General features: G+C 69.7%; 24 protein-coding genes, 1 tRNA gene and 1 pseudogene. 22 read left to right on the top strand and 4 right to left on the bottom strand.

The window, feature by feature from the left end:
* The first annotated feature begins 1 nt into the window (after window position 1).
* From pcaG to pcaC, 4 genes are read left to right on the top strand one after another with little or no spacing between them, the layout of a single operon-like run.
* On the top strand, window positions 2-568 hold the full coding sequence (gene pcaG / locus HCR12_RS10055; protein WP_166865991.1) for a protocatechuate 3,4-dioxygenase subunit alpha: 567 nt from the start codon (window positions 2-4) through the stop codon (window positions 566-568).
* Complete coding sequence (locus HCR12_RS10050; RefSeq protein WP_166865989.1) at window positions 558-1,853, top strand: lyase family protein; 1,296 nt, start codon at window positions 558-560, stop codon at window positions 1,851-1,853. Before pcaG ends, HCR12_RS10050 begins: the two co-directional genes overlap by 11 nt.
* On the top strand, window positions 1,850-2,611 hold the full coding sequence (locus tag HCR12_RS10045) for an alpha/beta fold hydrolase (RefSeq protein ID WP_166865987.1): 762 nt from the start codon (window positions 1,850-1,852) through the stop codon (window positions 2,609-2,611). The genes HCR12_RS10050 and HCR12_RS10045 overlap by 4 nt, the downstream gene beginning before the upstream one ends.
* On the top strand, window positions 2,611-3,009 hold the full coding sequence (gene pcaC, locus HCR12_RS10040) for a 4-carboxymuconolactone decarboxylase (RefSeq protein ID WP_166865985.1): 399 nt from the start codon (window positions 2,611-2,613) through the stop codon (window positions 3,007-3,009). Before HCR12_RS10045 ends, pcaC begins: the two co-directional genes overlap by 1 nt.
* A gap of 6 nt (window positions 3,010-3,015) precedes the next feature.
* On the opposite strand, the gene HCR12_RS10035 is transcribed toward pcaC, so the two are convergent.
* Both HCR12_RS10035 and HCR12_RS10030 read right to left on the bottom strand, forming a co-directional pair.
* Window positions 3,016-4,203: a 4-hydroxybenzoate 3-monooxygenase gene (locus HCR12_RS10035; RefSeq protein WP_166865983.1), complete on the bottom strand. Its 1,188-nt coding sequence runs from the start codon at window positions 4,201-4,203 to the stop codon at window positions 3,016-3,018.
* A gap of 129 nt (window positions 4,204-4,332) precedes the next feature.
* Window positions 4,333-5,088, bottom strand: a complete 756-nt coding sequence (locus HCR12_RS10030) for an IclR family transcriptional regulator (RefSeq protein ID WP_166865981.1) — start codon at window positions 5,086-5,088, stop codon at window positions 4,333-4,335.
* A gap of 105 nt (window positions 5,089-5,193) precedes the next feature.
* Here HCR12_RS10030 and HCR12_RS10025 point away from each other — a divergent pair, with 105 nt between their 5' ends.
* The 8 genes from HCR12_RS10025 (at window position 5,194) to HCR12_RS09990 (ending at window position 10,947) form a co-directional block, all read left to right on the top strand.
* On the top strand, window positions 5,194-5,940 hold the full coding sequence (locus HCR12_RS10025) for a 3-oxoacid CoA-transferase subunit A (protein ID WP_166865979.1): 747 nt from the start codon (window positions 5,194-5,196) through the stop codon (window positions 5,938-5,940).
* 1 nt (window position 5,941) lies between these two features.
* Window positions 5,942-6,580 carry a 3-oxoacid CoA-transferase subunit B gene (locus tag HCR12_RS10020; RefSeq protein WP_166865977.1) on the top strand — a complete coding sequence of 213 codons (639 nt, stop codon included), beginning with the start codon at window positions 5,942-5,944 and terminating at the stop codon, window positions 6,578-6,580.
* Window positions 6,577-7,746, top strand: coding sequence for a thiolase family protein (locus HCR12_RS10015; RefSeq protein WP_166865975.1), 1,170 nt, complete (start codon window positions 6,577-6,579; stop codon window positions 7,744-7,746). The genes HCR12_RS10020 and HCR12_RS10015 overlap by 4 nt, the downstream gene beginning before the upstream one ends.
* A gap of 7 nt (window positions 7,747-7,753) precedes the next feature.
* The gene (locus HCR12_RS10010; protein ID WP_166865973.1) at window positions 7,754-8,485 is read left to right on the top strand and encodes an IclR family transcriptional regulator domain-containing protein; all 732 of its coding nucleotides are present in this window, start codon (window positions 7,754-7,756) and stop codon (window positions 8,483-8,485) included.
* A 39-nt stretch (window positions 8,486-8,524) separates the two neighbouring features.
* Window positions 8,525-9,493 (top strand): acetylxylan esterase, encoded by a 969-nt coding sequence (locus HCR12_RS10005; protein WP_166865971.1) that lies wholly within the window; start codon window positions 8,525-8,527, stop codon window positions 9,491-9,493.
* A gap of 38 nt (window positions 9,494-9,531) precedes the next feature.
* The gene (locus tag HCR12_RS10000; protein ID WP_166865969.1) at window positions 9,532-9,813 is read left to right on the top strand and encodes a metal-sensitive transcriptional regulator; all 282 of its coding nucleotides are present in this window, start codon (window positions 9,532-9,534) and stop codon (window positions 9,811-9,813) included.
* A 65-nt stretch (window positions 9,814-9,878) separates the two neighbouring features.
* Window positions 9,879-10,796 carry a diacylglycerol/lipid kinase family protein gene (locus HCR12_RS09995; RefSeq protein ID WP_166865967.1) on the top strand — a complete coding sequence of 306 codons (918 nt, stop codon included), beginning with the start codon at window positions 9,879-9,881 and terminating at the stop codon, window positions 10,794-10,796.
* A gap of 75 nt (window positions 10,797-10,871) precedes the next feature.
* Window positions 10,872-10,947 (top strand) — tRNA-Glu (locus tag HCR12_RS09990).
* A gap of 152 nt (window positions 10,948-11,099) precedes the next feature.
* Here HCR12_RS09990 and HCR12_RS13840 read toward each other — a convergent pair.
* Window positions 11,100-11,279 (bottom strand): annotated as a pseudogene (locus HCR12_RS13840) (DUF7507 domain-containing protein); the annotation flags it as partial.
* A 166-nt stretch (window positions 11,280-11,445) separates the two neighbouring features.
* On the opposite strand from HCR12_RS13840, the gene HCR12_RS09985 reads away from it, so the two are divergent.
* A complete protein-coding gene (locus HCR12_RS09985) occupies window positions 11,446-11,793 on the top strand; it encodes a histone-like nucleoid-structuring protein Lsr2 (RefSeq protein WP_166865965.1) in 348 nt (115 codons plus the stop codon).
* Between the two features lie 45 nt (window positions 11,794-11,838).
* Window positions 11,839-12,543, top strand: a complete 705-nt coding sequence (locus HCR12_RS09980) for an SOS response-associated peptidase (RefSeq protein WP_166865963.1) — start codon at window positions 11,839-11,841, stop codon at window positions 12,541-12,543.
* A 21-nt stretch (window positions 12,544-12,564) separates the two neighbouring features.
* Here the strand turns inward: HCR12_RS09980 and HCR12_RS09975 are convergent, their stop codons facing one another.
* Window positions 12,565-13,227 carry a TIGR00645 family protein gene (locus HCR12_RS09975; RefSeq protein WP_166865960.1) on the bottom strand — a complete coding sequence of 221 codons (663 nt, stop codon included), beginning with the start codon at window positions 13,225-13,227 and terminating at the stop codon, window positions 12,565-12,567.
* Window positions 13,228-13,470: 243 nt separating this feature from the next.
* On the opposite strand from HCR12_RS09975, the gene HCR12_RS09970 reads away from it, so the two are divergent.
* The 8 genes from HCR12_RS09970 to HCR12_RS09935 all read left to right on the top strand — a co-directional run bounded on the left by HCR12_RS09970 (window position 13,471) and on the right by HCR12_RS09935 (window position 26,359).
* Window positions 13,471-14,502, top strand: coding sequence for a TerC family protein (locus HCR12_RS09970; protein WP_224763411.1), 1,032 nt, complete (start codon window positions 13,471-13,473; stop codon window positions 14,500-14,502).
* Window positions 14,503-14,533: 31 nt separating this feature from the next.
* Window positions 14,534-15,046: an FHA domain-containing protein gene (locus HCR12_RS09965; RefSeq protein ID WP_166865956.1), complete on the top strand. Its 513-nt coding sequence runs from the start codon at window positions 14,534-14,536 to the stop codon at window positions 15,044-15,046.
* A gap of 95 nt (window positions 15,047-15,141) precedes the next feature.
* Window positions 15,142-15,987 carry a PP2C family protein-serine/threonine phosphatase gene (locus tag HCR12_RS09960; RefSeq protein ID WP_224763410.1) on the top strand — a complete coding sequence of 282 codons (846 nt, stop codon included), beginning with the start codon at window positions 15,142-15,144 and terminating at the stop codon, window positions 15,985-15,987.
* Complete coding sequence (locus HCR12_RS09955) at window positions 15,984-17,261, top strand: FHA domain-containing protein (RefSeq protein WP_166865954.1); 1,278 nt, start codon at window positions 15,984-15,986, stop codon at window positions 17,259-17,261. The genes HCR12_RS09960 and HCR12_RS09955 overlap by 4 nt, the downstream gene beginning before the upstream one ends.
* The gene (locus HCR12_RS09950; RefSeq protein WP_166865952.1) at window positions 17,261-18,913 is read left to right on the top strand and encodes a serine/threonine-protein kinase; all 1,653 of its coding nucleotides are present in this window, start codon (window positions 17,261-17,263) and stop codon (window positions 18,911-18,913) included. The genes HCR12_RS09955 and HCR12_RS09950 overlap by 1 nt, the downstream gene beginning before the upstream one ends.
* Entirely contained in the window at window positions 18,910-19,626 is a 717-nt protein-coding gene (locus tag HCR12_RS09945; protein WP_166865949.1) for a hypothetical protein, read from the top strand. The genes HCR12_RS09950 and HCR12_RS09945 overlap by 4 nt, the downstream gene beginning before the upstream one ends.
* Window positions 19,627-19,732: 106 nt before the next feature.
* Window positions 19,733-25,324 carry an Ig-like domain-containing protein gene (locus HCR12_RS09940; protein WP_166865946.1) on the top strand — a complete coding sequence of 1,864 codons (5,592 nt, stop codon included), beginning with the start codon at window positions 19,733-19,735 and terminating at the stop codon, window positions 25,322-25,324.
* Window positions 25,325-25,390: 66 nt separating this feature from the next.
* On the top strand, window positions 25,391-26,359 hold the full coding sequence (locus HCR12_RS09935; protein ID WP_166865943.1) for an AAA family ATPase: 969 nt from the start codon (window positions 25,391-25,393) through the stop codon (window positions 26,357-26,359).
* Window positions 26,360-26,363: the final 4 nt, after the last annotated feature.

Below are 26,363 nucleotides of genomic sequence, written 5' to 3'. Positions count from 1 at the left end.
GATGACGACCGCATCCGCGCGCGAGCGCATCCCCGCAACGCCCGGCCAGACGGTCGGCCCGTTCTTCGCCTTCGGCCTCGAATATCCCGGCATGAACGAGATCGTGCACCCGCACAGCCCGGGGGCGATCGTGCTGGGCGGGACGATCCTCGATGGAGCCGGAGCACCGATTCCCGACGCCGTGGTCGAGATCTTCCAGGCGGACTCCGACGGCAGCATCCCGCGCGCCCGCGGATCGCTGCACCGCGATGGGCACACCTTCACGGGGTTCGGTCGCACCTCGACGAACGACGACGGCCACTACGAGTTCTGGACGCGGCTGCCGGGGCCCGTCGACGGTCGCGCACCCTTCTTCGCGGCGATCGTGTTCGCGCGCGGGCTGCCCGACAAGCTGCACACGCGCATCTACGTGCCGGGCTTCGACGAGCTGCTGAATGCCGACCCGCTTCTCTCGTCGCTCTCCGCCGAGGAGCGCGCTACGCTCATCGCGACGCGCACCGAGGCCGGGTACCTGCACCACGACATCCGACTGCAAGGCGAGAAGGAGACCGTGTTCCTTGAGTTCTGACGACGAGGCGGCGGGCCGCGGCGCGTCCACGAGCGACGTGGGGCTGCTGTCGCCCGTGTCCGTCGGAGCGTCGGATGCCGTGTCCGATGCGGTCGTGCTCGCGCGCCTCATCGACGCCGAGGCTGCTCTCATGCGCGCCTACGCGACGATCGGCGCCGCGCCGTCGACGGTCGCGGATGTCGCCGATCGTCTCGCCGCTTCGCCGCCGGCCATCGATCTCTCGGCGCTCGCCCACGCGTCGCTCGCCGGCGGCAACCCGGTCATCCCGCTGCTGCCGCTGCTCGCCGAGCGGCTCCGCGCGCTCGACCCCGCTGCCGCCGCGTGGCTGCATCGCGGAGCCACAAGTCAGGACATCGTCGACACGGCGCTCATGCTCGTCAGCCGCGACTCTGCCCAGCGCGCGGCGCGAGAGCTCCGCACTGCCGCGGATGCCGCGGTCTCGCTCGCCGAGCGGCACCGCGACGACCCCGCCGTCGCACGCACTCTCACCCAGCACGCCGTGCCGACGACGCTCGGGCTCAAGGCGGCCCGCTGGGCGAGCGCACTCGACGCCGCAGCATCCGCGCTCGACGCGCTCGCCGCATCCGTCCCCGCGCAGCTCGGCGGGGCAGGCGGCACCCTCGCCTCGTTCGCGGAGATCCTCGGAGCGGAGCGCGCCGCGGAGCTGCCCGCGGTCTTCGCGGCGGAGGTGGGGCTCGCCGCCCCCCTCGCCCCGTGGCACACCGACCGCGCGCCGATCCTCGACGCGGCATCCGTGTTCGGCCGTGCTGTCGCCGCGACCGGCGCTGTCGCCTCCGATATCGCTCAGCTCGCCCGCACCGAGGTGGGCGAGGCCGTCGTGGGCGCGGGCGGCGGTTCGAGCGCGATGCCCCACAAACGCAACCCCGTGGATGCCGTGCTGCTGCGCTCCGCGGCGATGCGCGCGCCCGGTCTCGTATCGACGCTCTTCCTCGCGGCGGGTGTCGCGGTCGATGAGCGCTCCGATGGCGCCTGGCACGCCGAGTGGCCCGCGCTGCAGGAGCTCGCGGCGCTCGCCGTGGGCTCCGCCGAACGCGCCGCGGCCCTCCTCGGCGGGCTCACGCTGCAGCCGGATCGCGCCCGCGACACGCTCGATGCGAGCGCGGCGGATGTTGTGAGCGAGCGCGTCGCGATCGCCCGCGCGCACTCCGGGGCGGCTGAACCAGACCTCGACGCCCTCTGCGGCCCCGCCGACTACCTGGGGCTCGCACCTCAGCTGACCGACCTCATCGTCCGGCGCATCCGCGCCGAGAGAGAGCCCACATGACGATCCCGCACCTCGCCTTCACTCCCATCGTCGGCCCGGAGGGTGCACCCCTCGTGGTGCTCGGGCCGTCGCTCGGCACCTCGACGATCCTCTGGGAGGACGTGATTCCCGCTCTCGCCGCCCGGTACCGGGTGACCGCGTGGGATCTGCCCGGCCACGGCGCCTCGCCCCGCGCGACCGAGCCGTTCACGGTCGAGGAGCTCGCGGACGCGGTCGCCGCGTCGGTCGGCGAGACGTTCGCCTATGCCGGTGTATCGCTCGGCGGGGCCGTGGGGCTCGCTCTCGCTCTCCGTCACCCGGATCGCGTCGCGCGTGCCGCGATCGTCGCCTCCGGCGCGAAGCTGGGTGACCCGACGGCGTGGCACGAGCGCGCCGCGACCGTGCGCGCCCAGTCGACGTCGAGTCTCATCACCGCCTCGGCGGGGCGCTGGTTCGCGCCCGGATCGATCCAGCGGCGGCCCGAGCTCTCGGGCCGTGTGCTGCACGCGCTGCAGGACGCCGACGACGAGAGCTACGCGCGCTGCTGCGAAGCGCTCGCGGTCTACGACGTGCGCGAGCAGCTGCCGCGCATCACGGCCCCGACGCTCGCGGTGTGGGGCGAGTCGGATCCCGTTGCGCCCGAGCCGGTCGCTGAGCAGATCGCGCGGGGAGTCGCCGACGGCCGTGCCGTGCGCATCGACGGCGCTGCCCACCTTCCGCCCGTCGAGCGACCGGACGCGATGGCCGCCGTGCTCCTCGACTTCCTCGGAGGCCGCTGATGAACGACGAACGCGAACCGCTGAGCGACGCCGACCGCCGCGCGCAGGGTATGCGCGTGCGCCGCGAGGTGCTCTCGGATGCCCATGTGGACGCCGCGGCAGCGGCCGCCACGGAGCTCACGGCCGACTGGCAGGACTTCATCACGCGCGTCGCATGGGGGGATGTGTGGTCGCGCCCGGGCCTCGACCGGCGCTCGCGCTCGATCGCGGTGCTGTCGTCGCTCATCGCGCATGGGCATCACGAGGAACTCGCGATGCACCTGCGTGCGGCTCGTCGCAACGGCCTCAGCGTCGACGAGATCCGCGAGGTGATCCTGCAGAGCGCGATCTACTCGGGCGTGCCCGCGGCGAACACGGCGTTCCGGATCGCCAACGAGGTGCTCGCCGACGAACTCTGACGCCCGTCAGCCTTCCAGGGCGAACGGCCACCCGGTGTAGCACTCGGCGAGGTAGCGGCGCGCGGCCTCCGAGCCCACGACCGCATTCAACTCGCCGCGCTGGCGGCGCGTGTCGAACTCGGTCGCGTCGGGGGCCGTGTGCAGCATGCTCGTCATCCACCACGAGAAGTGCTGCGCCTTCCAGATGCGCTCGAGCGCGCGCTCGGGGAACGCCTGGAGCGGCCGGCTGTCGCCGTCCAGCAGCAGGGCGCGCAGCGCGTGCTCGAGCAGCACGACATCCGCGACCGCGAGGTTCATGCCCTTCGCGCCCGTCGGCGGCACGGTGTGCGCGGCGTCGCCGATGATCGCGACCCGGCCCTTCACGAGCTCGTGCGCCACGAAGCTGCGGAAGCGCAGCACATCGCGCTGGAAGATGGGCCCCTCCGCGAGCGTGTGGCCGTCGACGCGCGCCTGCAGCTCATCCCAGATCTGCTGATCGCTCATCGACTCGGGGTCGAGCTCGGGGTCGCACTGCAGGTACATGCGCTGCACGGTGGCGCTGCGCTGGCTGATGAGGGCGAAGCCGCGGTCGGAGCTGGAGTAGATGAGCTCGTCGGAGCTCGGCGGCGCCTCGCAGAGGATGCCGAACCAGGCGAACGGGTACTCGCGGAAGTGCCCGCCGGTGTGCGATCCGGTGACGGTCGCGCGGGCGACGCTGCGGGATCCGTCGGCACCGACCACGAAGTCGGCCTCGATCACTCTCTCGCGGCCTTCGGCGTCGCGCACGGCCACACGCGGGCGCTCGGGGTCCGAGTCGTCGACGCCGAGCGCCGTGGTCTCGAAGCGCAGGTCCTGACCGGCGGCGAGGCGCGCGGCGATCAGGTCGATGAGCACCTCGTGCTGCGGGTAGAGCCACACGCCGCGCCCGGTGAGGCCGGCGAAGTCGATGCGGTGGCCGTCGCCGCCGAAGCGCAGCTCGATGCCGTCGTGCCGGTGCCCCGCGGTGAGGATGCGATCGGATGCCCCCACCTGGGCGAGCAGTTCGACGGTGCTCTGTTCGAGGATGCCGGCGCGGATGGTGCGCTCGATCTCGTCACGAGAGCGCTGGTCGATGACGATGGTCTCGATGCCGGCGGCGTCGAGCAGATGAGAGAGCAGGAGTCCGGCGGGGCCGGCTCCGATGATCGCGACTCGGGTGCGTTCGATGTTCGACACGTCGTCTCCTTCGACGATGGTGCGGGTGGCGTGGGAGCCCCGCGCGCCTGGGGGGAAGCGCGGGGGCGAGCCCAGTGTGGAGGGTCGTTCCCGGCGACAGGCCGTACTTCCCGTTGAATGGGACGTGATTCAGCGGCGGTCGGCGGCGAGAGCCGTTTCGACGTCTGCAGCCGCCGCGCGCAGCGCCGCGACGGCGGGCTCGGTGGGGTGGGTGCGTGGCAGCACCACGGAGAGCGCGGCGACGACGGTGCCGTCGGGGCCCCGCACGGGCACGGCGACCCCGGTCGACACCGTCTCGATCGAGCCCGGCATGATCGCGCAGCCGAGGCGCCGGACCTCGGCGAGCTTGCGCCGCAGCGCGGAAGCATCCGTGATGGTCTCCGGTGTCAGTGCGTCGAGCTCGCGCGTGAGCACCGCCTCCTGGAACGCCGGGACCGCGTGCGCGAGAAGCACCACGCCCGACGACGACGCGTGAACGGGCAGACGCCCCGCGACACGGGTGATGTTCGCCCCCGCGCCCGGTGACGACAGACGTTCGAGGAAGAGGGCCTCGCCGTTCTCGAGCACGGCGAGCTGTGTGTGCTCCTGGATGGCGGCCTGCACGCGCTCCATCGCGGGGAGCGCCGCCTGCCGCAGGCGCAGCGCGTGCGAGCCGCGCAGGCCCAGCTCCCACAGGCGCATGCCGAGGCGCACACGATGGCCGTCGTCGCGTTCGAGCAGTCCCGAGCGCACGAGCTCGTCGACCATCCGGTGCGCGGTCGAGGAGGGGAGCCCCGCTCGTCGCCCGATCTCGGAGGCCGTCTGCAGAGTGCGCTCGGTCGTGAACGTCTCGAGGATGCGCACGGTGCGATCGAGCACCGAGTCGCCCGACGCCGAGTTCGCCATGCCCCCAGGGTGGCATAGCCACGCGGCCCTGGACGTATCGCATCGCGACTCGTAGGATAGCCGTAGTGCGAACATGGGTTCGCACAGCGAACGCGAGGAGGCGTCGTGATCGACAAGATCGTCCCGGATGTCGCATCCGCGGTCGCCGACATCGCCGACGGCGCGACCGTCATGATCGGCGGATTCGGCCGTGCGGGGCAGCCGCGCGAACTCATCGACGCGCTCATCGCCCGCGGTGCCCGCGACCTCACCGTCGTCAACAACAACGCCGGCAACGGCGACACCGGCCTCGCCGCGCTCCTCGCGACCGGAGCCGTGCGCAAGATCATCTGCTCGTTTCCGCGCCAGACCGACTCGCACGTCTTCGACGAGCTCTACCGGGCGGGCCGCATCGAGCTCGAGCTCGTGCCGCAGGGCAACCTCGCCGAGCGCATCCGCGCCGCAGGTGCCGGCATCGGGGCGTTCTACACGCCCACCGGCTTCGGCACCCAGCTCGCTGAGGGGCGCGAGACCCGCCGCATCGACGGTCGGGACTACGTGCTCGAACACCCGATCCGCGCCGACGTCGCACTCATCAGCGCCTACCGGGCCGACCGCTGGGGCAACCTCGTCTTCCGTGAGACCGCACGCAACTTCGGCCCCATCATGGCGACCGCGGCGACCACCACCATCGTGCAGGTCGATGAGATCGTTCCGCTCGGATCCCTCGATCCCGAGGCGGTCGTGACCCCGGGCATCTACGTCGACCGCGTCGTTGCGCTCGGCGAGCGGCCGTGGCTGCGCGACGGAGAGTTCGTCGGCGGCGTCACCGTCGAAGGCGCACCCCTCGACCACACCGCGGCAGGAGCCTGACATGAGCCCCCTCTCGAGAGACGCGCTCGCCGCGCGCATCGCCTCCGACATCCCCGACGGCGCCGTCGTGAACCTCGGCATCGGCGCCCCGACGCTCGTCGCCGACCACCTTCCGGCCGATCGCGAGATCATCCTGCACACCGAGAACGGCCTGCTCGGCATGGGGCCGAGCCCCGAAGCGGGCCGCGTCGACCCCGACCTCATCAACGCCGGCAAACAACCCGTCACGGCCCTGCCCGGCGCCGCCTTCTTCCACCACGCCGACTCCTTCGCGATGATGCGCGGCGGCCACCTCGACGTGTGCGTGCTCGGCGCCTTCCAGGTGTCTGAGACCGGCGATCTCGCCAACTGGTCCACGGGTGCACCGGATGCGATCCCCGCCGTCGGCGGCGCCATGGACCTCGCGATCGGCGCCAAAGCCGTCTACGTCATGACCGACCTGCTCACACGCGACGGCACCTCGAAGCTCGTGCGGGAGTGCAGCTATCCGCTCACGGGCGTCGGATGCGTCACGCGCGTCTACACCGACCACGCCGTGTTCGACATCACCGAACGCGGATTCGTCGTCGCCGAGCTCTTCGACGGCGCGACGCTCGACGAGCTCCGCGAGCTCACCGGACTCGACCTGGAGGAACGATGACCGCCGCCTGGATCTACGACGCCGTCCGCACCCCGTTCGGTCGCGCGGGAGGCGCCCTCGCCTCCGTGCGGCCCGACGACCTCGCCGCCGTCGTCATGCGCGACATCGTGCGCCGCACGGGGCTCGACGCAGCCCAGATCGACGAGGTCGTGTTCGGCGACGCCAACCAGGCAGGGGAGGACAACCGCAACGTCGCGCGCTTCGGCGCGCTGCTCGCGGGCTTCCCGACCTCCGTGCCCGGTGTCACGGTCAACCGGCTGTGCGGCTCGGCACTCGAAGCCGTCATCCAGGGATCGCGCGCGATCGAGACGGGCGACGCGCGCATCGTGCTCGCCGGCGGCGTCGAGTCGATGAGCCGCGCGCCGTTCGTGGTCGAGAAGTCGCCGCGCCCCTATCCGGCCGCAGGGAACCCCACCATGTGGAACACCGCGATCGGCTGGCGGATGACGAACCCCGCGCTGCCCGCCGAATGGACGATCTCGAACGGTGAGTCGGCCGAGAAGCTCGCAAGCATCCACGGCATCTCCCGCGAGCAGCAGGATGCCTTCGCGCTGCGCAGCCACCAGCTCGCCGCGACCGCGTGGGCGGAGGGCGCCTACGACGGCGAGATCGTGCAGGTTCCGGGGCACGAGCTCGCTCGCGACGAGGGCATCCGCCCCGACACGTCGATGGAGGCCCTCGGCGCGTTGCGCGCGAGCTTCGCCGCCGACGGCACCGTCACCGCGGGAAACTCCTCCTCGATCAACGACGGCGCCTCGGCTGTGCTGCTCGCGGCGGAGGGCGCCCTCGACGCGGAACCGCTCGCGCGCATCACGGGCCGCGGCGTCTTCGGCAACGACCCCGACCTGTTCGGCGTCGCGCCCGTGGAGGCGGCGAACCGGGCGCTCGCCCGCGCGGGCCGCACCTGGGCCGACGTCGACCTCGTCGAGCTCAACGAGGCCTTCGCCTCGCAGAGCCTCGCGTGCCTGAAGCTCTGGCCCGAGCTCGACCCCGAGAAGGTCAACATCCACGGTGGCGCCATCGCGATCGGTCACCCGCTCGGCGCATCCGGAGGTCGGATCATCGGCCACGCCGCCCACGAGCTCGCCCGCCGCGGGGGAGGCGTCGCGGTCGCCACGCTGTGCATCGGCGTGGGGCAGGGCCTCGCGGTCGTCATCGAACGATGATCGAGAGATGACCGACACTGTCGAGCCGACCTCCGACGACTTCGTCCAGTCGTTCGCTCGCGGGCTCGCGGTCATCCGCGCGTTCGACGGCGACCACCCGCAGCTGACGCTGAGCGAGGTCGCGGCGCGGGCGGGCATCGCGCGCGCCGCCGCGCGGAGGTTCCTGCGCACACTCGAAGCGCTCGGCTACGTGCGCAGCGACGACCGCGCCTTCGCGCTCACGCCGCGCGTGCTCGAGCTCGGCTTCGCCTACCTCTCCTCCCTCTCGATCGCGGATGTCGCCCAGCCGCACCTCGAACGGCTCTCGCGCGAGGTCGACGAGAGCGTCTCGGCTGCGGTGCTCGACGGATCCGACATCGTCTACGTCGCGCGCGTCGCCACCCGGCGCATCATGTCGGTCGGCATCACCGTCGGCACGCGCTTTCCCGCCGAGCGCACGTCGATGGGGCGCGCGCTGCTCGTGGCGACGGGTGCCGTGGACGTCTCCGCGGCACGCGCGCGAGGCTGGGAGGTGCACTCGGACGGCTGGGCGCTCGTCGACGAGGAGCTCGAAGCGGGTCTGCGCGCCATCGCCGCACCCGTTCGCGACGCCCGAGGACGCGTGGTCGCAGCGGTCAACATCTCCACGAGCACCGCACGCACGACCCTCGCGCGCATGCGCGACGAGTTCGCCCCGGCGCTTCTCGCGACGACGGCCGCGATCGAGACAGAGCTGCGGCTGCAGTCCGGCCGGTCCTGACCGCCGCTAGGGTGTCTCTCACCCCAGGAGAGGACACCGATGTTCGTCGATATGCCCGAAGCCGATCTGCGCGCCTACCGCAGCAGCCAGACCGACCCCGCGGACTTCGACGACTTCTGGGCGGGAACGCTCGCCGAGAGCCGTGCCGCGGCACCTGCGGGAGTGCAGCTCGAGAAGATCGACGCGGGGCTCGTGACGCTCGATGTGCACGACGTGACGTTCCCCGGATTCGGCGGGCAGCCGATTCGCGCCTGGCTGCGGGTGCCGGCGGGCGCGAGTGCCGCACTGCCGACGGTCATCCAATACCAGGGGTATGGCGGCGGACGCGGTCTCCCGACCGAGAACCTGCTCTACGCCTCCGCGGGATTCGCGCACCTGCTCGTCGACACGCGCGGGCAGGGCTCCGGCTGGTCGATCGGCGATACCCCTGACGAGGGCGTCACGGGCCCGCAGATCCCCGGCGTCATGACGCGCGGCATCGATTCGCCGGACACCTACTACTACCGCCGCCTGTTCACCGACGCCGTGCGCGCTGTCGATGCCGCACGCACCCTCGACCTCGTCGACGCGAGCCGCATCGCGGTGACGGGCGGCAGTCAGGGTGGCGGCATCTCGCTCGCCGTCGCAGGGCTCGTGCCCGATCTCGCGGCCGTGCTGCCGCAGGTGCCGTTCCTGTGCGACTTCCCGCGCGCCCTCACCATTCACGACTCCGACCCGTATCACGAGGTCGTGCGCTATCTCGCGCAGCACCGCACGAAGGTCAGCTCGGTGCTCGAGACGCTCAGCTACTTCGACGGCGTCAACTTCGCCTGCCGCGCCACCGCGCCCGCGTGGTTCACCGCGGCCCTCATGGACGAGACCTGCAAGCCCTCGACGGTGTTCGGCGCGTACAACGCCTACGCGGGGGAGAAGCACATCGAGGTGTTCCCCTTCAACGGGCACGAGGGCGGCGCGGCGCAGACGGATGCCGACAACGTGCGGATCCTGCGCGAGGTCTTCGACTTCTGACAGGGCCATCTGATACCCCGGGGGAGTATCCTGGGGTGGTGATCGATGACATCAAGAAGCGTGCGCTGCACCGCACGCGCATCCTTCAGGGGCAGCTCCGCGGGGTCGAGAAGATGATCGAGGATGAGGCGTACTGCGTCGACATCATCACGCAGTCGCTCGCCATCCAGAAGTCGCTGCGCAGCCTCAACAAGCTGCTCGTCGAGAATCACCTGCGCACGCACGTCTCGCACATGTTCGACGCCGGCGACGAGAGCCGCGAGCAGGCGATCGAGGAGCTGCTCACCGTCTTCGAGCTGCAGAACAACCGCGGCTCCTGACGCCCCGGCTTCGCGCGGCGGCCGCGGTGCCGAAACGGCATGCGCCGGATGCCATGATGATGCGCATGACGACGAAGCAGCGACGGATCGTCGTCGCGATCAACCCGAGCGCGTCGTTCGGCTCCAGCCGTGATGTGGGCCCCGCCGTCGTGCAGACTCTGCGCGCCATGGGTCACGAGGTCACCTCGCTCACGGAACCCGATTTCGATTCGCTCTACGACGCTGCGATGGCCGCCGTGCGCGGCAAGGCCGACGCCCTCGTGGTGGTCGGCGGCGACGGCATGGTCAACCTCGCGGTCAACGTGCTCGCCGGCACGAAGGTCGCGCTCGGCATCGTGCCATCCGGCACCGGCAATGACATGGCGCGTGGTCTCGCCATCCCGCACGACGACACCGAGGCCGCCATCCGCGCGCTCGGCGACGCCCTGCAGCGGGAGCCTCGCACGATCGACGTGGGCCGCATCCGCTGGACCGAGGACGACGCTCCGTTCGAGCGGCTGTTCGCCGGGTCGCTGTCGGCGGGCTGGGATGCGATCGTCAACGACCGAGCCAACCGCATGCGCCGCCCCAAGGGGGCGAGCCGGTACATGCTCGCGATGCTCGCCGAGCTCCTGACCCTCTCGCCGCTGCGCTACCGGGTGACCCTCGACGGCGAGACGCTCGACGAGCGCGCGCTGCTGGTCTCGGTGGGCAACAACACGTCGCTCGGGGGAGGGATGCGGTTCGCTCCCGACGCCCTCCTCGACGACGGCGAACTCGACGTCATGATCGTGCGGCCGCTCTCGCGCATCGCGTTCCTGCGCATCTTCCCGCGCGTGTTCTCGGGCGCCCACACCTCGGATCCGCGCGTCGTCATGCGCCGCGCGAAACGGATCCGCATCGAGGTCGACGCACCCATCACGGCGTACGCCGATGGGGAGCGGATCGGCCCGATGCCGGTCGATATCGAGGTCGTTCCGGGGGCGCTCCGCGTGCTCGTGTAGCTGCGCGCTCCTCAATTTGGAGGGTGCCGCGGCGTATGTCATACTCGTTCAGTCGCAACGACAAGTCGCGAAAACGGCCCCATCGTATAGCGGCCTAGTACGCCGCCCTCTCACGGCGGTAACGCGGGTTCGAATCCCGCTGGGGTCACCACAACGAAAGCCCGGTCTTATGGCCGGGCTTTCGTCATTGGCGCGAACGGTGCCCCCGACGTGGCTCGGCCCATTCGGTCCGTTGCGTGACCACGGCTGTGCCAGCGCGAGCGGGAGCTCGCCGAGCGTCGGCGGTGTGACGATCGGCGTTGTTGCCGTGAACGTCACCGACTCGCCCGGGTGAATCCGGCCGCCCGCGGATGTGTCGACCGGAACCACCCCGGTGGATCCATCCCCGGCTGTGAAGAAGTCCTCGAGAGCGAAGTCCTCGAGCAGGGTGTTCCCGGTGTTGGTGATCTGGAACGTCCATGTGACCGTGCTGCCGGTCGCCACCTGGCTTCCCGGGCGGCGTCGTAGGCGATCCCATTCGTGCGTTTCTCGAACGTGAATGCCTGAGGTCAGTCGCGCTCACTTCGAGAGGATCGGGTGGACATCGTCGAATATTCGCGCTCGAAGATCGTTTTCATCGCCGCCGACGCGAATCCGTATAATCGCGAACATGGCCACTAAGACTATTACCGTTTTCACTGACGACATCGACGGAACCGAATTGCCTGCGGGTTCGCGCAGCACGCGGTTCAGCATCGATGGTGTCGAATATGAGATCGACCTGTCGGCTGATAACCGTCAGGCGCTTTCAGCCGCACTCGAGCCGTTCATCGCAGCTGGCCGCCGCACGGGGGCCTCGGGTTCGCGCTCGTCAGCGCCGCGCGCACGCAGCTCGAAGAAGTCCGATGCCGACCGCCTCTCCGCGATCCGCAGCTGGGCGCAGAGCAACGGCTACACCGTCGGAGACCGCGGCCGCATCAAGGCTGAGATCGTCGACGCGTACGACGCCGCCCACTGATCCGGAGCCCTCGACGCCGTCGGCGGTCGGGGGCACAATGGCGGCATGTGCGGACGATTCGCGAACGATGCCGAGACGAACGACCTGATCGAGGAATTCGTCGCCGCCGGCGGCGATTATCGCGATTGGCGTCCGCAGTATTCGATCGCGCCCACCGAGGTCATCCCCATCGTGCGCGAACGCATTTCCCCCGACGGCGAAGTCGTGAGAATGCTGACCCCTGCGGAATGGGATTTCCATCCGCCATTCCTCACCAAGACGACGCGACCGCAATTCAACGCACGCATTGAGACCGTCGCCACCAATGGTCTCTGGAAAACGGCATTCGCGAACACCCGCTGCATCGTGCCGATGCGGGGCTACTTCGAGTGGACGGGCGACAAGGGCGACAAACAGCCGCACTTCATCCACGGCGAGCAGCCGATCCTCGGGGCGGCGGGCCTCGCGACCGCGCGCAAGGAGGGCGGCGACTGGATCGTCTCGACGGCGATCATCACCCGGCAGGCGCAGGATGCCGCTGGCGAGGTGCATGACCGCATGCCCGCCTTCCTCACGCGCGATGTCTATGACGAGTGGCTGCGGCCCGAGAAGCTCTCCGACGACGCCGAGAAGGAGCACATGCTCGCAGTGCTGGCCGCATCATCCGACGTGGTCGCACGCACCCTCGTGTCCGTCGACGTCGACCGCCGCGTCAACAACTCGCGCGCCATCGATCCCGCCGACCCGACCCTCATCGAGCCGCTCGGCTGACGGGTCGGTGCCCGGCTGCGCTCAGTGCGGGGCTGCGGCGGTCTCGGCCTTCGCGCCGTGGTCCCCGCCGGAGGCGCGCAGCAGCGCCTGCGTCGAGACCGACCACTTGTCGATGAGCGCGAGGGCGATCGCCGACACGATGAAGGTCAGGTGGATCATCACCTGCCAGAAGACGCCGTCCCACGTGTAGAGCTCGCCCGTCGTCTCGTCGGGACGGTTCGTGGCGCCCAGGTTGCCGACGCCGATGAACGTCTTCAGCAGGTGGATCGATGAGATGCCGATGATCGCCATCGCGAGCTTCACCTTGAGAACGTTCGCGTTCACGTGGCTCAGCCATTCGGGCTGATCCGGATGCCCGTCCACGTTGATGCGAGACACGAAGGTCTCGTAGCCGCCGATGATCACCATGATGAGCAGGTTCGCGATCATCACGACATCGATGAGGCCGAGCACGCCGAGCATGATCGTCGCCTCGTCCACGTGCGGCCAATGCCCGATGGCCTCCTCGCCGAGGTGCCACAGCTCGACCATGAAGACGATCACGTAGATCACCTGCGCCACGATGAGCCCGAGGTACAGGGGCGCCTGCAGCCACCGGCTGAAGAAGATCAGGTAGCCGACGGTGCCGGTCCAGGGGGCTTGGCGGAAGACGCGGGAGTTCTCAATGAGGGTGGGCTCGCTCATGCGGGTGCTGGCTCCTGAGGGGGGATGACGGGGGAGATCAGAATACGGGTCGTGGCCGACCGCAAGCTGACCGGCGGATGTGGGTAGACTTGCCGACGCGAAGGGGAGTATCCCACCTCGTCGCGACCGTCATCACGGGCTCCGATGCCGCAGCCCCGGTCGCGACCGCGGCATCCGTCCACATCTGGACGCGCCGCGCGGGAGAGACGTTCGAGGATCTCCCAACCCTCCGAAAGGAACCCCGTGCAGCTCGCACTCCCCATCTGGTTCGAAGTGGGCACGTACGTCGTGCTCGCGATCATCCTCGCGTTCGACCTGTTCATCGCCTTCAAGCGGCCCCACGTGCCGTCGACGCGCGAATCGGCGCTCTGGATCGCGTTCTACGTGTTCCTCGCCCTGATCTTCGCGGGCCTCATGTTCGTGCTCGGCGACGCCGAGCACGGCGGCCAGTTCATCGCCGGATGGCTCACCGAGTACAGCCTGTCGATCGACAACCTGTTCGTGTTCCTGCTGATCATGTCGCGCTTCTCGGTGCCTCGGAAGTACCAGCAGGAGATGCTCATGATCGGCATCATCCTCGCGCTGCTGTTCCGCGGCATCTTCATTCTCATCGGCGCGGTCATCATCGAGCAGTGGAGCTGGGTCTTCTACCTCTTCGGCGCGTTCCTCGTGTACACGGCGATCCAGCAGGCCCGCACGGGCGCCGAGGACGAGGTCGAGACCGAGAGCCGCCTCATCAGCTGGGTGCGCAAGCGCGTGCGCATCACCGACGACTTCGACGGCGCGAAGATCCGCACAGTCATCGACGGCCGCAAGGTGTTCACGCCCGTGCTCATCGTGATCGTCGCCCTGGGCACGACGGATGTGCTGTTCGCGCTCGACTCGATCCCCGCGATCTTCGGCATCACGCAGAGCCCGTTCATCGTGTTCACGGCGAACGTGTTCGCGCTCATGGGTCTGCGCCAGCTCTACTTCCTGCTGGGCGACCTCGTCGACAAGCTCGAGTACCTGAAGTACGGCATCGCGTTCATCCTGGGGTTCATCGGCGTGAAGCTCGTGCTGCACGCGATGCACGAGAACGAGCTGCCGTTCATCAACGGCGGTCAGCACATCGAGTGGGCCCCCGAGATCAGCACATGGACCTCGCTCATCGTCATCGTCGCCGCGATGATCGTCGCGGTGGTCGCGAGCCTCATCAAGATGAAGGTCTCGCCGAACGCCGTGGAGAGTGCCCCGGAGGCAGCGGAATCCGCCGACGACGGCGAGCGCGCTTGACGCGCGGGCGGCGCCTCGAAAAGATGCAGGCATGAGTGACCGGATGCCTGGCTTCTTCGAACCCTCGCAGCCTGTCCTGCGCCCGCCGTGGCTTCAGGATGATGACGCTGCGGGGCTCGTCGACACGCACACACGCCTCGTCGGCCGCGGCGTGCCGCCTCGTGACCCGTCGGAGCCGGTGTTCTTCCCGGGTGGGGCGATGCCGGATGTCGAGTCGGGCTGGGTGCTGCTTCTCGCCGATGGCACGCGCCTCCCTGTCGATCGTGCGATCGTCATCGGGCGCAAGCCCTTCGACGTCGAGGGCTTCCCGGGCGCGCGACTGGTGACGGTCGTCGACCGCGACAAGACGGTGTCGAAGAACCATGCGCTCTTCCTGCCGTACGACGGCGGGATGTTCGTGCTCGATCTGAGCTCCACGAACGGCGTCGCGGTGGTCGCGAATCGTCGGCGCACGAAGGTCGCCTCGACCGAGTTCTCGCCGGTTCCGGACGGCGCGGTCGTCGAGCTCGGCTCCTACCTGCTGGGCGTCGACCAGGTCGTCTGATTCCTCCGGGTGGGGAGAACTCCCCCGAGCGGGGACTGCGCAGCGGTGCGGCCGCTTGCTAGGTTGACCTGACCGCGATCGGATGGAGGAGCCCGTTGGAGATTCTGGAGGATCTCGCGATCGGCCCGGCCACCGTGTCGCTGCGACACGCGGGGTTCACGCATGTCGGCTCCGTCCGGTCCTCCAATGAGGACAGCTTCCTCGCGGCGGCCCCGTTCTGGGTCGTCGCCGACGGGATGGGCGGGCACGCCGACGGGGACCGCGCGAGCCAGGCGGCGATCGCGGCGTTCGCGGCGGCCAGGCTCATGGGGCCCGCGCAGCCGAGCGACGTGCTGGGAGCCGTGCGTGCGGCGAGCACGGCCGTTCAGAGCCTGCAGCGGGGCGCGATCTCAGGGACGACCCTGACGGGGGTGGCGCTCGTCGATCTGCCGGGCGGCGGCCCCCATTGGATGACGTTCAACGTGGGCGACTCGCGCACCTACATCTGGGACGGCTCGACTCTCACCCAGCAGAGCGTCGACCATTCGGCGGTGCAGGAGCTTCTCGACGCGGGTGTCATCGATGCCGCCGCGGCCGCCCGCCACCCGCAGCGCAACCTCGTCACCCGCGCGCTCGGCGCGGATCCGGATGTCGAGGCGGATATCTGGCTGCTGCCCCTGCGCGGGCACCAGATGTTCCTCGTGTGCAGCGACGGCCTCACCAAGGAGCTCGACGACGCGGAGATCGCGCGCATCATCGGATTCCATGAGGAGCGTGTCGCCGACGGCGACCTGAGTCTCACCTTGCCGGAGCGTCTCGTGGGGGCCGCCGTCGCCGCCGGGGGGCGCGATAACGTAACGGTGGTCATCGTCGAGTCGGAGCTCCGCGATGATCGTCTTGACCCGGAGGAGACGTTGGATCGCGACCCGCGTCTTCTCGAAGACACGATTCCGAGGGCATGACCGTGACGCATCGCTACACCGCCGCGACCGACGGCTGGATCTCGCTCGTGAGCCCCGAACGCGTTCTGTGTGTCGGCGGGGAGCTCGACGCTTCGGGGGTCGATCGGCTCTGGGCGGTGCTGCAGGATGCGGCCGGTGCGCCTGCGGTGCTCGAAGTTCTCACCGCCCGAGGTCTGCTCTCGACGCCCCCGTTCGCGTTTGTCGAGCTGCGCGCCGACGGCGCTCAGGTGCTCGTGCGCGGCGGCGCTGTCGTGCGCGCGGGCGACGACGAGGTGACGGGGGAGGGCGCCACGACGTGGATCGAGCGCTCGCTGTCGTCGACGGATATCGTCGTGGAGCTTCCGGGTTCGGGCGGGGAGGACTTCCCGATCCGCTCGGGCGTCGTACGTGCGAGCCGGGTGGTGACGGGCGATGTCGTAGCCGAGCGTCCCACCGCGTCCGTGTCCGCAGCCGCTGCCGCACCTGCGGCGCAGCCCGCGGCGCCCGTGCCCACACTCGCACCGGCACCGGCACCGGCACCGGCACCCGCACCGGCACCGGCACCGGCACTCGCACCGGCACCGGCACCCGTGCCCGCGCCCGTATCCGAGCCGCACCCTGCGGGCGACGACTTCATCGAGGCGACCTTCATCTCGACCGATGACGACGACGCCCAGCACGAGCCGGAGCCGAAGACCGAGCCGGAGCTCACGGCCGAGGTGCGCGCTCAGAGCGGCGGGGAGGCCGACGCAGAGTCCGCGCCCGCATACGACTATCTGTTCGGCGACACCATCTACCACTCGGTGCAGCAGGCCGCGGTGCTTCCTGCCGAGGAGGAGGCGGATTCCGATGCGCCTGCGCCCGGGGGCACCGATATCGACGGCGCGACCGTCATGATGACGGGCCGCCGCGGTCGCACACCGCGCGCCGCCGAGGCCGCGCCATCCGCGCCCGTGGGGCCGCAGCCTGTCCTGGTGCTTCCGAACGGGTCGCATGAGTCGCTCGAGCAGGCTGTCATCGTGGGGCGCTCGCCGAGCGTCTCGGGCGTTCCTGCGGCGCAGCTGCCTCGACTGGTGACCGTCACGAGCCCCGAGCAGGACATCTCACGTTCGCACGTGCGCGTCGCACTCGAGGGGGGCACCGTCGTGGTGACCGACCTGCACTCGCGCAACGGCACCGTCGTGACCTCCGCAGCCGGTGAGACCCACAAGCTCCGCGCGGGCGAGCCCACGCCCGTCATCGTCGGGGCCTCCATCGACCTGGGTGGCGTCGTGCTCCGCGTCGAGGAACGCTGATGCGCCGCCCCATCTCGGTGCCCCCCGAGATCCCCGGTCTGACATTCGTCAAGCTGCTCGGGTCCGGCGGCTTCTCGGATGTCTTCCTGTACGAGCAGGCGCTGCCCAAGCGCCGTGTCGCCGTGAAGGTGCTCCTCCTCGATGAGCTCACCCCGGAGAATCGCGCTGCGTTCGCCGCTGAGGCGAACCTCATGGCGCAGCTGTCGACGCATCCGTACATCGTCACGATCTACCACGCCGATGTCGCCGCGGGCGATCGCCCGTACTTCGTCATGGAGTTCTGCTCGGGCCCGAGCCTCGGCGAACGCTACCGGCGTTCGCCGCTCGAGGTGCTCGATGCCCTCCGCACCGGTGTGCGGCTCTCGAGCGCCGTGCACACCGCGCACCTCGCGGGCATCCTGCACCGCGACATCAAGCCCGCCAACGTGCTCAGCAACGATTACGGCTGGCCGGCGCTCACCGACTTCGGCATCTCATCGGCCGTCGACGATGCGATCGCATCGCACACCACCACGACGACCGCTGTGGCGGCCGCGATGGAGGAGACCGGTTCGACGGGCACGAGCGGCCCGGTGGGGCTGTCGGTGCCGTGGTCGCCGCCCGAGATGTTCGACGATGTCGCGGATCCGGATGTGCGCAGCGACGTGTTCTCGCTCGCGGCGACGATCTGGACGGTGCTCGCAGGGCAGACGCCGTTCGAGATCGCGGGGCGCCCGAACGGCCCGCTCGATCTGATCGGACGCATCGAGCGCGGGGCGATCACGCCCATGACGCGCACGGATGTCCCTGCGTCGCTCACCGCGGTGCTGCGCAAGGGCATGTCGACCCGTCGCGAGGAGCGGTTCTCGAGCGCGCTCGAATTCGGTCGGGCGCTGCAGCGCGTCGAGATGGAGCTCGGCTATGCCCGCACGGAGCTCGAGGTTCCCAACATGTACGTCGACGCCCCGGCGCGTGCGCCCGAGGGCGACGATGCGGACGAGACGCGTGTGCGTCAGGTGCAGACGATCGAGGCGCAGCCGCTGCCGCCTGCGGCCGCGCCGCCCATCGTGTCGCCGCCGCCGGGTGCCATGTTCGTGAGCCCGGCGACACCGGCGTCGGTCGACCCCGTGGAGGAGGACACGGTCGCGCGCCCCTGGGGGCCCGGTCTCAGCTCGCCCGCGCCCGAGGCCGCCGCGTCTGCCGCAGGGCCCGTGCTCGCCGAGACTGCGCCCGCCGCCCCCGCCCGATCTCGCGGGGGTCTCGTCGCGGGCATCGTCGTCGGTGCGCTCGCGCTCGTCGTGGCGGTCGCCGTCGTCGTCGGCGTCCTCGTGTTCGGCGCGGATGCCGACTCGGAGGCGAAGCCGACGGCCTCGACAGCCCCCACGGGCAGTGCGGCCGTCCCCACGCGCATCGCGCCACCCGAGGCGGCGAGCCCGCCGGCGCTCGACGGATCGAGCGTGGTGTTCCCTGTGACGAATCCGGATCCGCAGGAGGGCGACGCCTTCGTGTGGCGCCTCGCGAACCGACCTGACCAGCCGGGCCTGCGTCCGATCGACGGCGATACGGCCATCGTCGACGGCTACACGGAGGGCACTCCGCTGTGCATCGAGGTGATGGTGCTGCGCAAGGGCAAGACCTCCGAACCGCTCACGACCTGCTTCCCGCCCGCATGAGCACCCTGACGATCGACTTCTGCGGCGAGAAGTTCACCACGCAGCCCGAGCGCGACTTCCTCATCGGGCGTGAGGGCGACCTCGAGATCGACGACAACCCGTACCTGCATCGTCGGTTCCTGATGCTCACCGAGGAGCACGGGCTGTGGTGGATCGCGAACGTCGGCACGCTGCTCTCGGCGACCATCACCGATGGGTCGGGCGGCGTGCAGGCCTGGCTGCCGCCGGGCGCCCGACTGCCGATCGTGTTCCCCACGATGCAGGTGCTCTTCAGCGCGGGGTCGACGACGTACGACCTCTTCATCGAGAACGACCAGGAGTACTTCACCACGACCACGATGCACGCGGGCGCATCCGGTTCGACGACGATCGGCGTCGTGCCGCTCACGAGCTCGCAGCGCCTGCTCGTCGTCGCGCTCGCCGAGCAGGTGCTGCGGCAGGATTCGCCCGGACGCGGTGCCATCCCGAGCTCGGCGCAGGCGGCCGAGCGCCTGGGCTGGCCGCTCACGACCTTCAACCGAAAGCTCGACAACGTGTGCGAGAAGCTCGACAAGGTGGGCGTGCAGGGACTGCGCGGCGGCCGCGGCAAGCTCGCGACCAACCGTCGCGCGCGGCTGGTGGAGTATGCCGTCGCGAGTCGCCTGGTGAGTCGCGAGGACCTCGTGCTGCTCGACCCCGACGGCTCGCGGCGCAGTCTCGATGACGGGGAGTGATCCCCATCGCGGAGGGGGAAGGCGACGACATCTCGCGTGTTAGCCTGATCGTCCTGTCCCCTGCTCGGGGGGATACCGGGGCGATTCGCGAGGCAGGGTTCACGGGGTGAGAGTGGGGGGCTTCTGGCGGGCGCGCCGCAGGACCATCGCGTCTGCCACCGTCATCGCGCTCGTCGCCGGCGGAACTCTCACTGTCGCCGCCCTGCACCCCGGGTTCCCGGTGAGCGACGTCGAGCTGTCGTCGCGCGATGTGTGGGTCACCAACGGCGAGCAGCTGCTCGGCGGGCGCCTCAACCGCCAGATCGATGAGCTCACCGGATCCGTCACCGCCTCGACCCCCAACTTCGACGTGCTGCAGAACGGGGACGCTGTCTTCCTCGTCGACCCCGACAATGCGCGCCTCGAGTCGGTGGACCCGGCGACCACGTCGATCATGAGCTCCGTCGAGCTGCCGCGTCGTGCCGAGGTCGCCTACGGCGGCGACGTGATCTCGGTCGTGTCGGAGGGGAACCTGTGGGCTCTCTCGGCCGCAGGCGACCTCCAGCTCGACACCGTCTCGTCACCGCCGCTTCTCGAGCTGGGCGCGGGCGGTCGCGCGGCCGTCACGACGGAGGGCGCGATCCTCGCGATCTCGCCGGCGGACAAGACCCTGTACCGGCTCGACTCCCTCGCCGACGTGCCCGTCGAGTCTGCGTTCCCGCGAGTCGGCACCGCGCAGGTCGCGGCGATCGGCGACCGGCTGGTGGCGCTCGACGAGTCCACGAACGAGCTCGTGCTCGATGACGGCACCGTGCACCCGCTCGGCGCGCAGCGCGCCCTCCACCTGCAGCAGAGCGGCGCCGCATCCGACTACGCGATCCTCGCGACCGCGACCGGCCTCCTGCGGGTGTCGCTCGGATCCGGTGATGTCGAGGTGCTCGGTGCTGAGGGAGCGACCGAGACGACCGACCCGGATGAGGTCGCGCAGCCGGTGAATGTCGCGGGGTGCGCGCACGGTGCGTGGGCCGCGGCCCGGCTCTACATGCTCGCGTGCGAGGGGCAGCAGCCCGGCGTGCAGGACATCCCGCAGGCTGCGAGCGGAGGCCGACTGGTGTTCCGCGTGAACCGCGACATCGTCGTGCTCAACGACACCGCGAACGGCAACGCGTGGGTCATGAGCGAAGACATGCGCCTCGTCGACAACTGGGACGACGTGACCCCGCCCGAGGAGGAGGAGTCGGAGGAGATCGGCGACGAGGTCTCGGCGCTGCAGTCCTTCGAGGACACCCTCGCCGAGCGCACGGACGTCAACCGCGACCCCACGGCGATCGAGGATGACTTCGGCATCCGGCCGGGCCGCACCACGATCCTCTCGGTGCTCGACAACGACTCCGATCCCGACGGCGATGTGCTCGTGATCTCCGAGCATGGGCAGATCTCCGAAGGCACCGGACGACTCGACCTCATCGACGGCGCTCGTGCGCTGCAGTTCACCCCCGCCCCGGGTTTCGTGGGCAACATCCGCTTCTCATACACCGTCGACGACGGACGAGGCGGATCCGCGACCGCCGATGTGCTCGCGCGCGTCGTGCCGGATGGCGTCAACGAGCTGCCGCTCGAGGTGCGGCGCTCGGCCGTGTCGGTCGAGGCGAACCAGACGGTCGAGTACAACGTGCTCGCGAACTGGCGCGACCCGGACGGCGACGACATGTACCTGCTGGGCGCGGCGCCCACCTCGGGTGACCTCGTGCGCTTCACACCCGACGGGGTGATCACCTTCACCCACCAGACGTCGGAGCTGGGCGAGAAGGAGGTGCAGTTCCAGGTCGCCGACGGAAGCGGCCAGGTCTCCACCGGAACCCTCGTCGTGAAGGTCGAAGCCGCCGGCTCCCAGAAGCCCGTCGGCACTCCCGACTTCGATACGGCGTTCGTGGGCGAGCAGCTCGTGCTCTCGCCGCTCGTCAACGACATCTCGCCGTCGGGAGCGCCGCTCGCGATCACGGGCATCCAGGAGCCCGGGGGAGAGGCGAGCGCGACGCTCGACACCGACAAGAACGAGGTGCGCTTCTCCGCATCCGCGCCGGGTGTCCACTACTTCGAGTACACGCTCGCCGCGGGTGCTCTCTCGAGCGTCGGCATCATCCGCATCGACGTGCTGCCCGTTCCCGAGGATCGCACCCTCCCGCCCATCGCCGTCAAGGACACTGCCTACCTGCGCGGCGACGAGCCGACGACGATCGCGGTGCTCACCAACGACGTCAGCCCCACGGGTCAGATCCTGGCGGTGCAGTCGGTCGACGTGCCGTCGGATGTGGTGGCGAAGGGTGTGGTCGTCGAGCTTCTCGAATCGACGCTCATCCGCGTGACGTCACCGCAGGCGCTCACCGGCCAGGTGAGCTTCACGTACACGATCTCCGATGGTGCGGGCACGGCCACAGCGGGTGTCACGGTCGTGCCGGTGCCCGCCCTCACGAAGCACCAGCCGCCTGTCGCGCGTGATGACCAGGTGACGGTGCGCGCGGGCGACATCGTGACCGTCGACGCGCTCGCGAACGACTACCACCCCGACGACGCGCGCATGTTCCTCGCTGACGAGCTCGTCACCGCGCCCGTAGCGGGCATCGCCTTCGTGGGTGGCGACCGCGTGCGATTCCAGGCGCCCACCGAGCCGGGCGAGTACCGCGCCGACTATCGCGTACTCGATGGATTCGGCGAGACGGCTGCCGCGAGCGTCATCTTCCGGGTGACGCCCCTCGACGAGGCCTCGAACCGGGACCCCGCGCCGCTGCCCGTCGTCGCCCGCGTGCTGTCGGGGGGCAGCATCCGCATCGATCTCCCGCTCGACCGCATCGACCCTGACGGCGATTCGACGCAGCTGCTGCGTCTGCCGACGGGGCCCTCGCTCGGCACCATCGACGAGATCGGCGCCGACTTCATCCGCTACACGTCGGCGACCGGCCTCTCGGGAACCGACACCTTCAGCTACCAGGTCTACGACACGTTCGGCGCCACGGGCGTCGCCGAGATCAAGGTGGCCGTCATCCCGCCGCCCGATTCGCTCAGCAACCCCAATGCGGTGCCCGACAGCGTCTCGGTGCGCCCGGGGCGCATCGCCCAGGTGGACCTGCGCGCCAACGACTCCGATCCGCAGGGTCTGCCCATCAAGGTCGAGCCGGAGCTGCTGGACGTGCCCGAGGGGATCGAAGCGGAGGTCGTGGGCGGCCAGTACCTCGTGCTCGCCGCACCCGAGACGGAGCGCTCATTCTCGCTCCGCTACACGCTCACGAACGACGCGGGCGGATCGGATGTCACCTATGTGCTCATTCAGGTGACGCCCGACGCGCCCCTCCTGCCGCCGTCGGCGAAGGACATCTACGTGAGTCTCAAGGAGATCGCGGGAAAGAGCTCGGTCACGGTCGACATCTTCGATGGCCACGCCTTCAACCCCTCCGGGCCGAATGCCGCACTCGAGATCGCACTCGACGGACCCAATGCCGCCTCAGGTGAGGTCGTCGTCGAACGTCACGGCAGCATCACCGTGACGCCGGGAGAGCAGCGCCAGGCGATCGCCTACCGGGTGACGAACGCTGACGACGGTCTCACGGCGGCGGCGTTCATCCTCGTGCCGGCGGCGGTCGACGAGGCCTTCGACGACCCGCCGTACATCGATCGCGACCTGCCGATCCAGTACGTGCCGATGAACGAAGCGCGCGAATGGAAGCTCTCGGACATCGTCAAGGTGCCGTCGGGTCGCAGCGCCTGGATCCCCGACGCCAGTTCGGTGTCGAGCGTGCAGAGCAACGGCTCGAGCAGCTACGTCGACAAGGACACCATCCGCTTCCAGGGTGCCCTCGACTACCGTGGGCCCGCCTCGATCACCTTCACGGTGACCGACGGCGCGTCGAAGGACGACCCCAAGGGCAACACGACTCAGCTCACGCTGCCGATCGTCGTGGGCGATCCGGAGTTCCGGGACACTCCGCCCACCTTCACCTCGCCGAGTCTCCAGGTGGAGGTCGGCGAGTCGACGACCTTCGATCTGCGTGGTGCCACCGGGCACCCGAATGCGCAGATCCTGCAGCAGGTCACCTACTCCGAGCTCACAGGAACGGGCCCCCGCCTCGACGCGTCGCTCTCCGGGTCCGAGCTCACCGTGTCGACCCCGCGCAACACTCCCAAGGGGTCGACCTTCCAGCTCGGAGTGCTGCTGCGGTGGGACAAGTTCAGCGTCCTCGGCACGATCGAGGTGACCGTCGTGGGCTCGACACGCGCCCCGGCGGTCGCGGTCGCCGACTCCTATGAGACGCAGCGCGGTGACGGCGCGGTGGTGGCGAGCCCGCTCGTCAACGACTCGAACCCGTACGAATCGACGGGGGAACGGCTGCGCATCGTCGATGCCACGGTGCAGAACACGGGCGAGCCCGCCACGATCTCGCACACCGACGACACCGTGCGCATCCTGCCGAACTCGAGCCTGAAGTCCGGCACGATCGTCGTCGTCTACACGATCGAGGATGCGACCGAGGATCCCGATAGGCGCACGAGCGGCACCATCACGGTGGTCGTGAGCGACGTGCCCGATCAGGTGCAGCGCCCCACGGTTCCCACGCAGGGCGACGAGGGCCAGGTCGCGATCGGCTTCATCGCCCCCGCGAGCAACGGCAAGCCCATCACGGGCTACGAGGTGCGCACGAGCCCGTCGGTCGCGACGCCGACCACGTGCCAGCCTCCCGGGTGCACGATCTCGGGGCTCACCAACGGCACCGCCTACACGTTCTCGGTGCGCGCGATCAACGAGCACGGACCGGGCGAATGGTCGCCCGCCAGCAACCCCGTCATCCCCTACGGCACGCCAGGAACCCCGACGGTGACGATCGGGGTGAGCGACCAGTGGGCGCCGAACGCCGTCATCAGCGCGAGCTGGGCGGGGGTGAACGCCAACGGCGGCTCCGTGAGCTACCGCTGGCGACTGAACGGCGGCGGCTGGAACGCGACGACGGCCACGAGCACGGGCAACCAGACCGTGGGTGCCGGCGCCCACACCTTCGAGGTGCAGGCCGTCAACTCGGGAGGAAAGCAGGGTGCGATCGGCGCCGCGTCGCGATCGATCACGGCGCAGACCGCGCCCCCCACGCCGGGAGGCTTCTCGGTCTCCGTGACCGACAGTGAGGCGCCCGGCCGCATCGTCTGGAGCTGGAACGGCGTCTCGGCAAGCCCCGGCGGCACGGCGAACCTCAGCTACGAGATCAACACGGGCTCCGGTTGGTCAAGCGTCGGCACCAACACGAGCTACACGCGCACGGGACTCAGCGCGAGCTCGTACGACCTGCAGGTGCGCGCCGTGAACAAGGCGGGCGCCAGTGCCGCTTCGCCCACGCGATCCGGCACGATCACGAACCCGCCGGCGCCGCCGTCGATCGAGATCGTGAGCCGGACGCACCAGTCGGTCGCTGGCTGCTCTTCGGGTTGCTACGCCGCGAACGTGCGCTTCTCGAACATCGCGAGCGGCAACTACACGGTCTACATGGAGTGGAGCCAGAACTGGGTCGGCAACGGCCAGCCCGTCAACGTGTCGAGCGGAAGCGTCATCCGCACGAACAGCGCGACGGGTCTTCTGGCGCAGAACGTGTCGCTGCGCATCCGAGCTGTCGGTCCGTCGGGTGAGCTCGTGACGCGCTGGTACAGCCGCGGCGAGTGGGCGGCCGTGCCCAATGGCTAGCGCGACGATCCCGGGCGATGGATCGACGCACCCCGAAGGTGAGAGCTACAACAGGATAGGAACAAGATGACGGTGACCCAGGAGCAGGCGACGTGGTTCGCCGACGCATTCCAGAAGCTCGTTTCCAACGTCGACAAGGCGATCGTGGGCAAGAGCCACGTCATCCGTCTCGTCATCACGGCGCTCATCTCCGACGGGCATGTGCTCCTTGAGGACTTCCCCGGAACGGGCAAGACGGTGCTCGCGAAGTCGCTCGCGAACACACTCGATGGCTCGACGAGCCGCATCCAGTTCACGCCCGACCTTCTGCCGTCGGACGTCACGGGTGTGCAGATCTACGACCAGTCGAAGGGGCGCTTCCAGTTCCACCCTGGGCCGATCTTCGCGTCGATCGTGCTCGCGGATGAGATCAACCGTGCGAGCCCCAAGACCCAGTCGGCGCTGCTCGAGGTCATGGAGGAGGGCGTCGTCACGATCGACGGCGAAGGCCACTCGGTGGGCGCACCCTTCCTCGTGATCGCGACGCAGAACCCGGTCGAGCAGGCGGGAACCTACAAACTGCCCGAGGCGCAGCTCGACCGCTTCCTCATCAAGACGAGCCTCGGCTACCCCGACTCGCAGACCGCGGTCGCACTGCTCATGGATTCGGGGACGCGCGCACGAGCCTCTCTGGTTTCTCCCATCATCAAGCCCGAGTCGATCGTCGCGATGTCGGCGATCGCCTCAGAGGTGTATGTCGATCAGGCGGTCATGCAGTACCTCTCCGACATCGTCGAAGCCACCCGGAGTCACCGCGACGTGCTCCTCGGCGTCAGCATGCGCGGCGCGATGGCGCTCGCGCGCGCGGTGAAGACGTGGGCGATCGCAGCGGGGCGCACCTACGTCACCCCCGACGACGTCCGCGACCTGGCCGTGCCGGTTCTCGCGCACCGCATGGTGATCGACCCCGAATCCGACTTCGCCGGCGTCAAGGCCGAGGACGTCGTCTCGCGCATCCTCATCGACATCGAACCGCCCGTCTACCGCGCAGCCTGATCGG

The organism is Salinibacterium sp. ZJ70, assembly GCF_011751865.2.
In the GTDB taxonomy this organism is placed as follows: Bacteria; Actinomycetota; Actinomycetes; order Actinomycetales; family Microbacteriaceae; genus Homoserinibacter.
This window is presented reverse-complemented; position numbering and strand designations above follow the sequence as displayed.

Excerpts from the sequence above, each read along its gene's own strand:
- HCR12_RS10045 (WP_166865987.1), top strand. The coding sequence starts at position 1,850 with ATGACGATCCCGCACCTCGCCTTCACTCCCATCGTCGGCCCGGAGGGT.
- HCR12_RS09935 (WP_166865943.1), top strand. The coding sequence starts at position 25,391 with ATGACGGTGACCCAGGAGCAGGCGACGTGGTTCGCCGACGCATTCCAG.
- HCR12_RS09980 (WP_166865963.1), top strand. The coding sequence starts at position 11,839 with ATGTGCGGACGATTCGCGAACGATGCCGAGACGAACGACCTGATCGAG.
- HCR12_RS09965 (WP_166865956.1), top strand. The coding sequence starts at position 14,534 with ATGAGTGACCGGATGCCTGGCTTCTTCGAACCCTCGCAGCCTGTCCTG.
- HCR12_RS10010 (WP_166865973.1), top strand. The coding sequence starts at position 7,754 with ATGACCGACACTGTCGAGCCGACCTCCGACGACTTCGTCCAGTCGTTC.
- HCR12_RS09985 (WP_166865965.1), top strand. The coding sequence starts at position 11,446 with ATGGCCACTAAGACTATTACCGTTTTCACTGACGACATCGACGGAACC.
- pcaC (WP_166865985.1), top strand. The coding sequence starts at position 2,611 with ATGAACGACGAACGCGAACCGCTGAGCGACGCCGACCGCCGCGCGCAG.
- HCR12_RS09995 (WP_166865967.1), top strand. The coding sequence starts at position 9,879 with ATGACGACGAAGCAGCGACGGATCGTCGTCGCGATCAACCCGAGCGCG.
- HCR12_RS10020 (WP_166865977.1), top strand. The coding sequence starts at position 5,942 with ATGAGCCCCCTCTCGAGAGACGCGCTCGCCGCGCGCATCGCCTCCGAC.
- HCR12_RS09975 (WP_166865960.1), bottom strand. The coding sequence starts at position 13,227 with ATGAGCGAGCCCACCCTCATTGAGAACTCCCGCGTCTTCCGCCAAGCC.
- pcaG (WP_166865991.1), top strand. The coding sequence starts at position 2 with ATGACGACCGCATCCGCGCGCGAGCGCATCCCCGCAACGCCCGGCCAG.
- HCR12_RS09955 (WP_166865954.1), top strand. The coding sequence starts at position 15,984 with ATGACCGTGACGCATCGCTACACCGCCGCGACCGACGGCTGGATCTCG.
- HCR12_RS10015 (WP_166865975.1), top strand. The coding sequence starts at position 6,577 with ATGACCGCCGCCTGGATCTACGACGCCGTCCGCACCCCGTTCGGTCGC.
- HCR12_RS09950 (WP_166865952.1), top strand. The coding sequence starts at position 17,261 with ATGCGCCGCCCCATCTCGGTGCCCCCCGAGATCCCCGGTCTGACATTC.
- HCR12_RS10030 (WP_166865981.1), bottom strand. The coding sequence starts at position 5,088 with ATGGCGAACTCGGCGTCGGGCGACTCGGTGCTCGATCGCACCGTGCGC.
- HCR12_RS10005 (WP_166865971.1), top strand. The coding sequence starts at position 8,525 with ATGTTCGTCGATATGCCCGAAGCCGATCTGCGCGCCTACCGCAGCAGC.
- HCR12_RS09945 (WP_166865949.1), top strand. The coding sequence starts at position 18,910 with ATGAGCACCCTGACGATCGACTTCTGCGGCGAGAAGTTCACCACGCAG.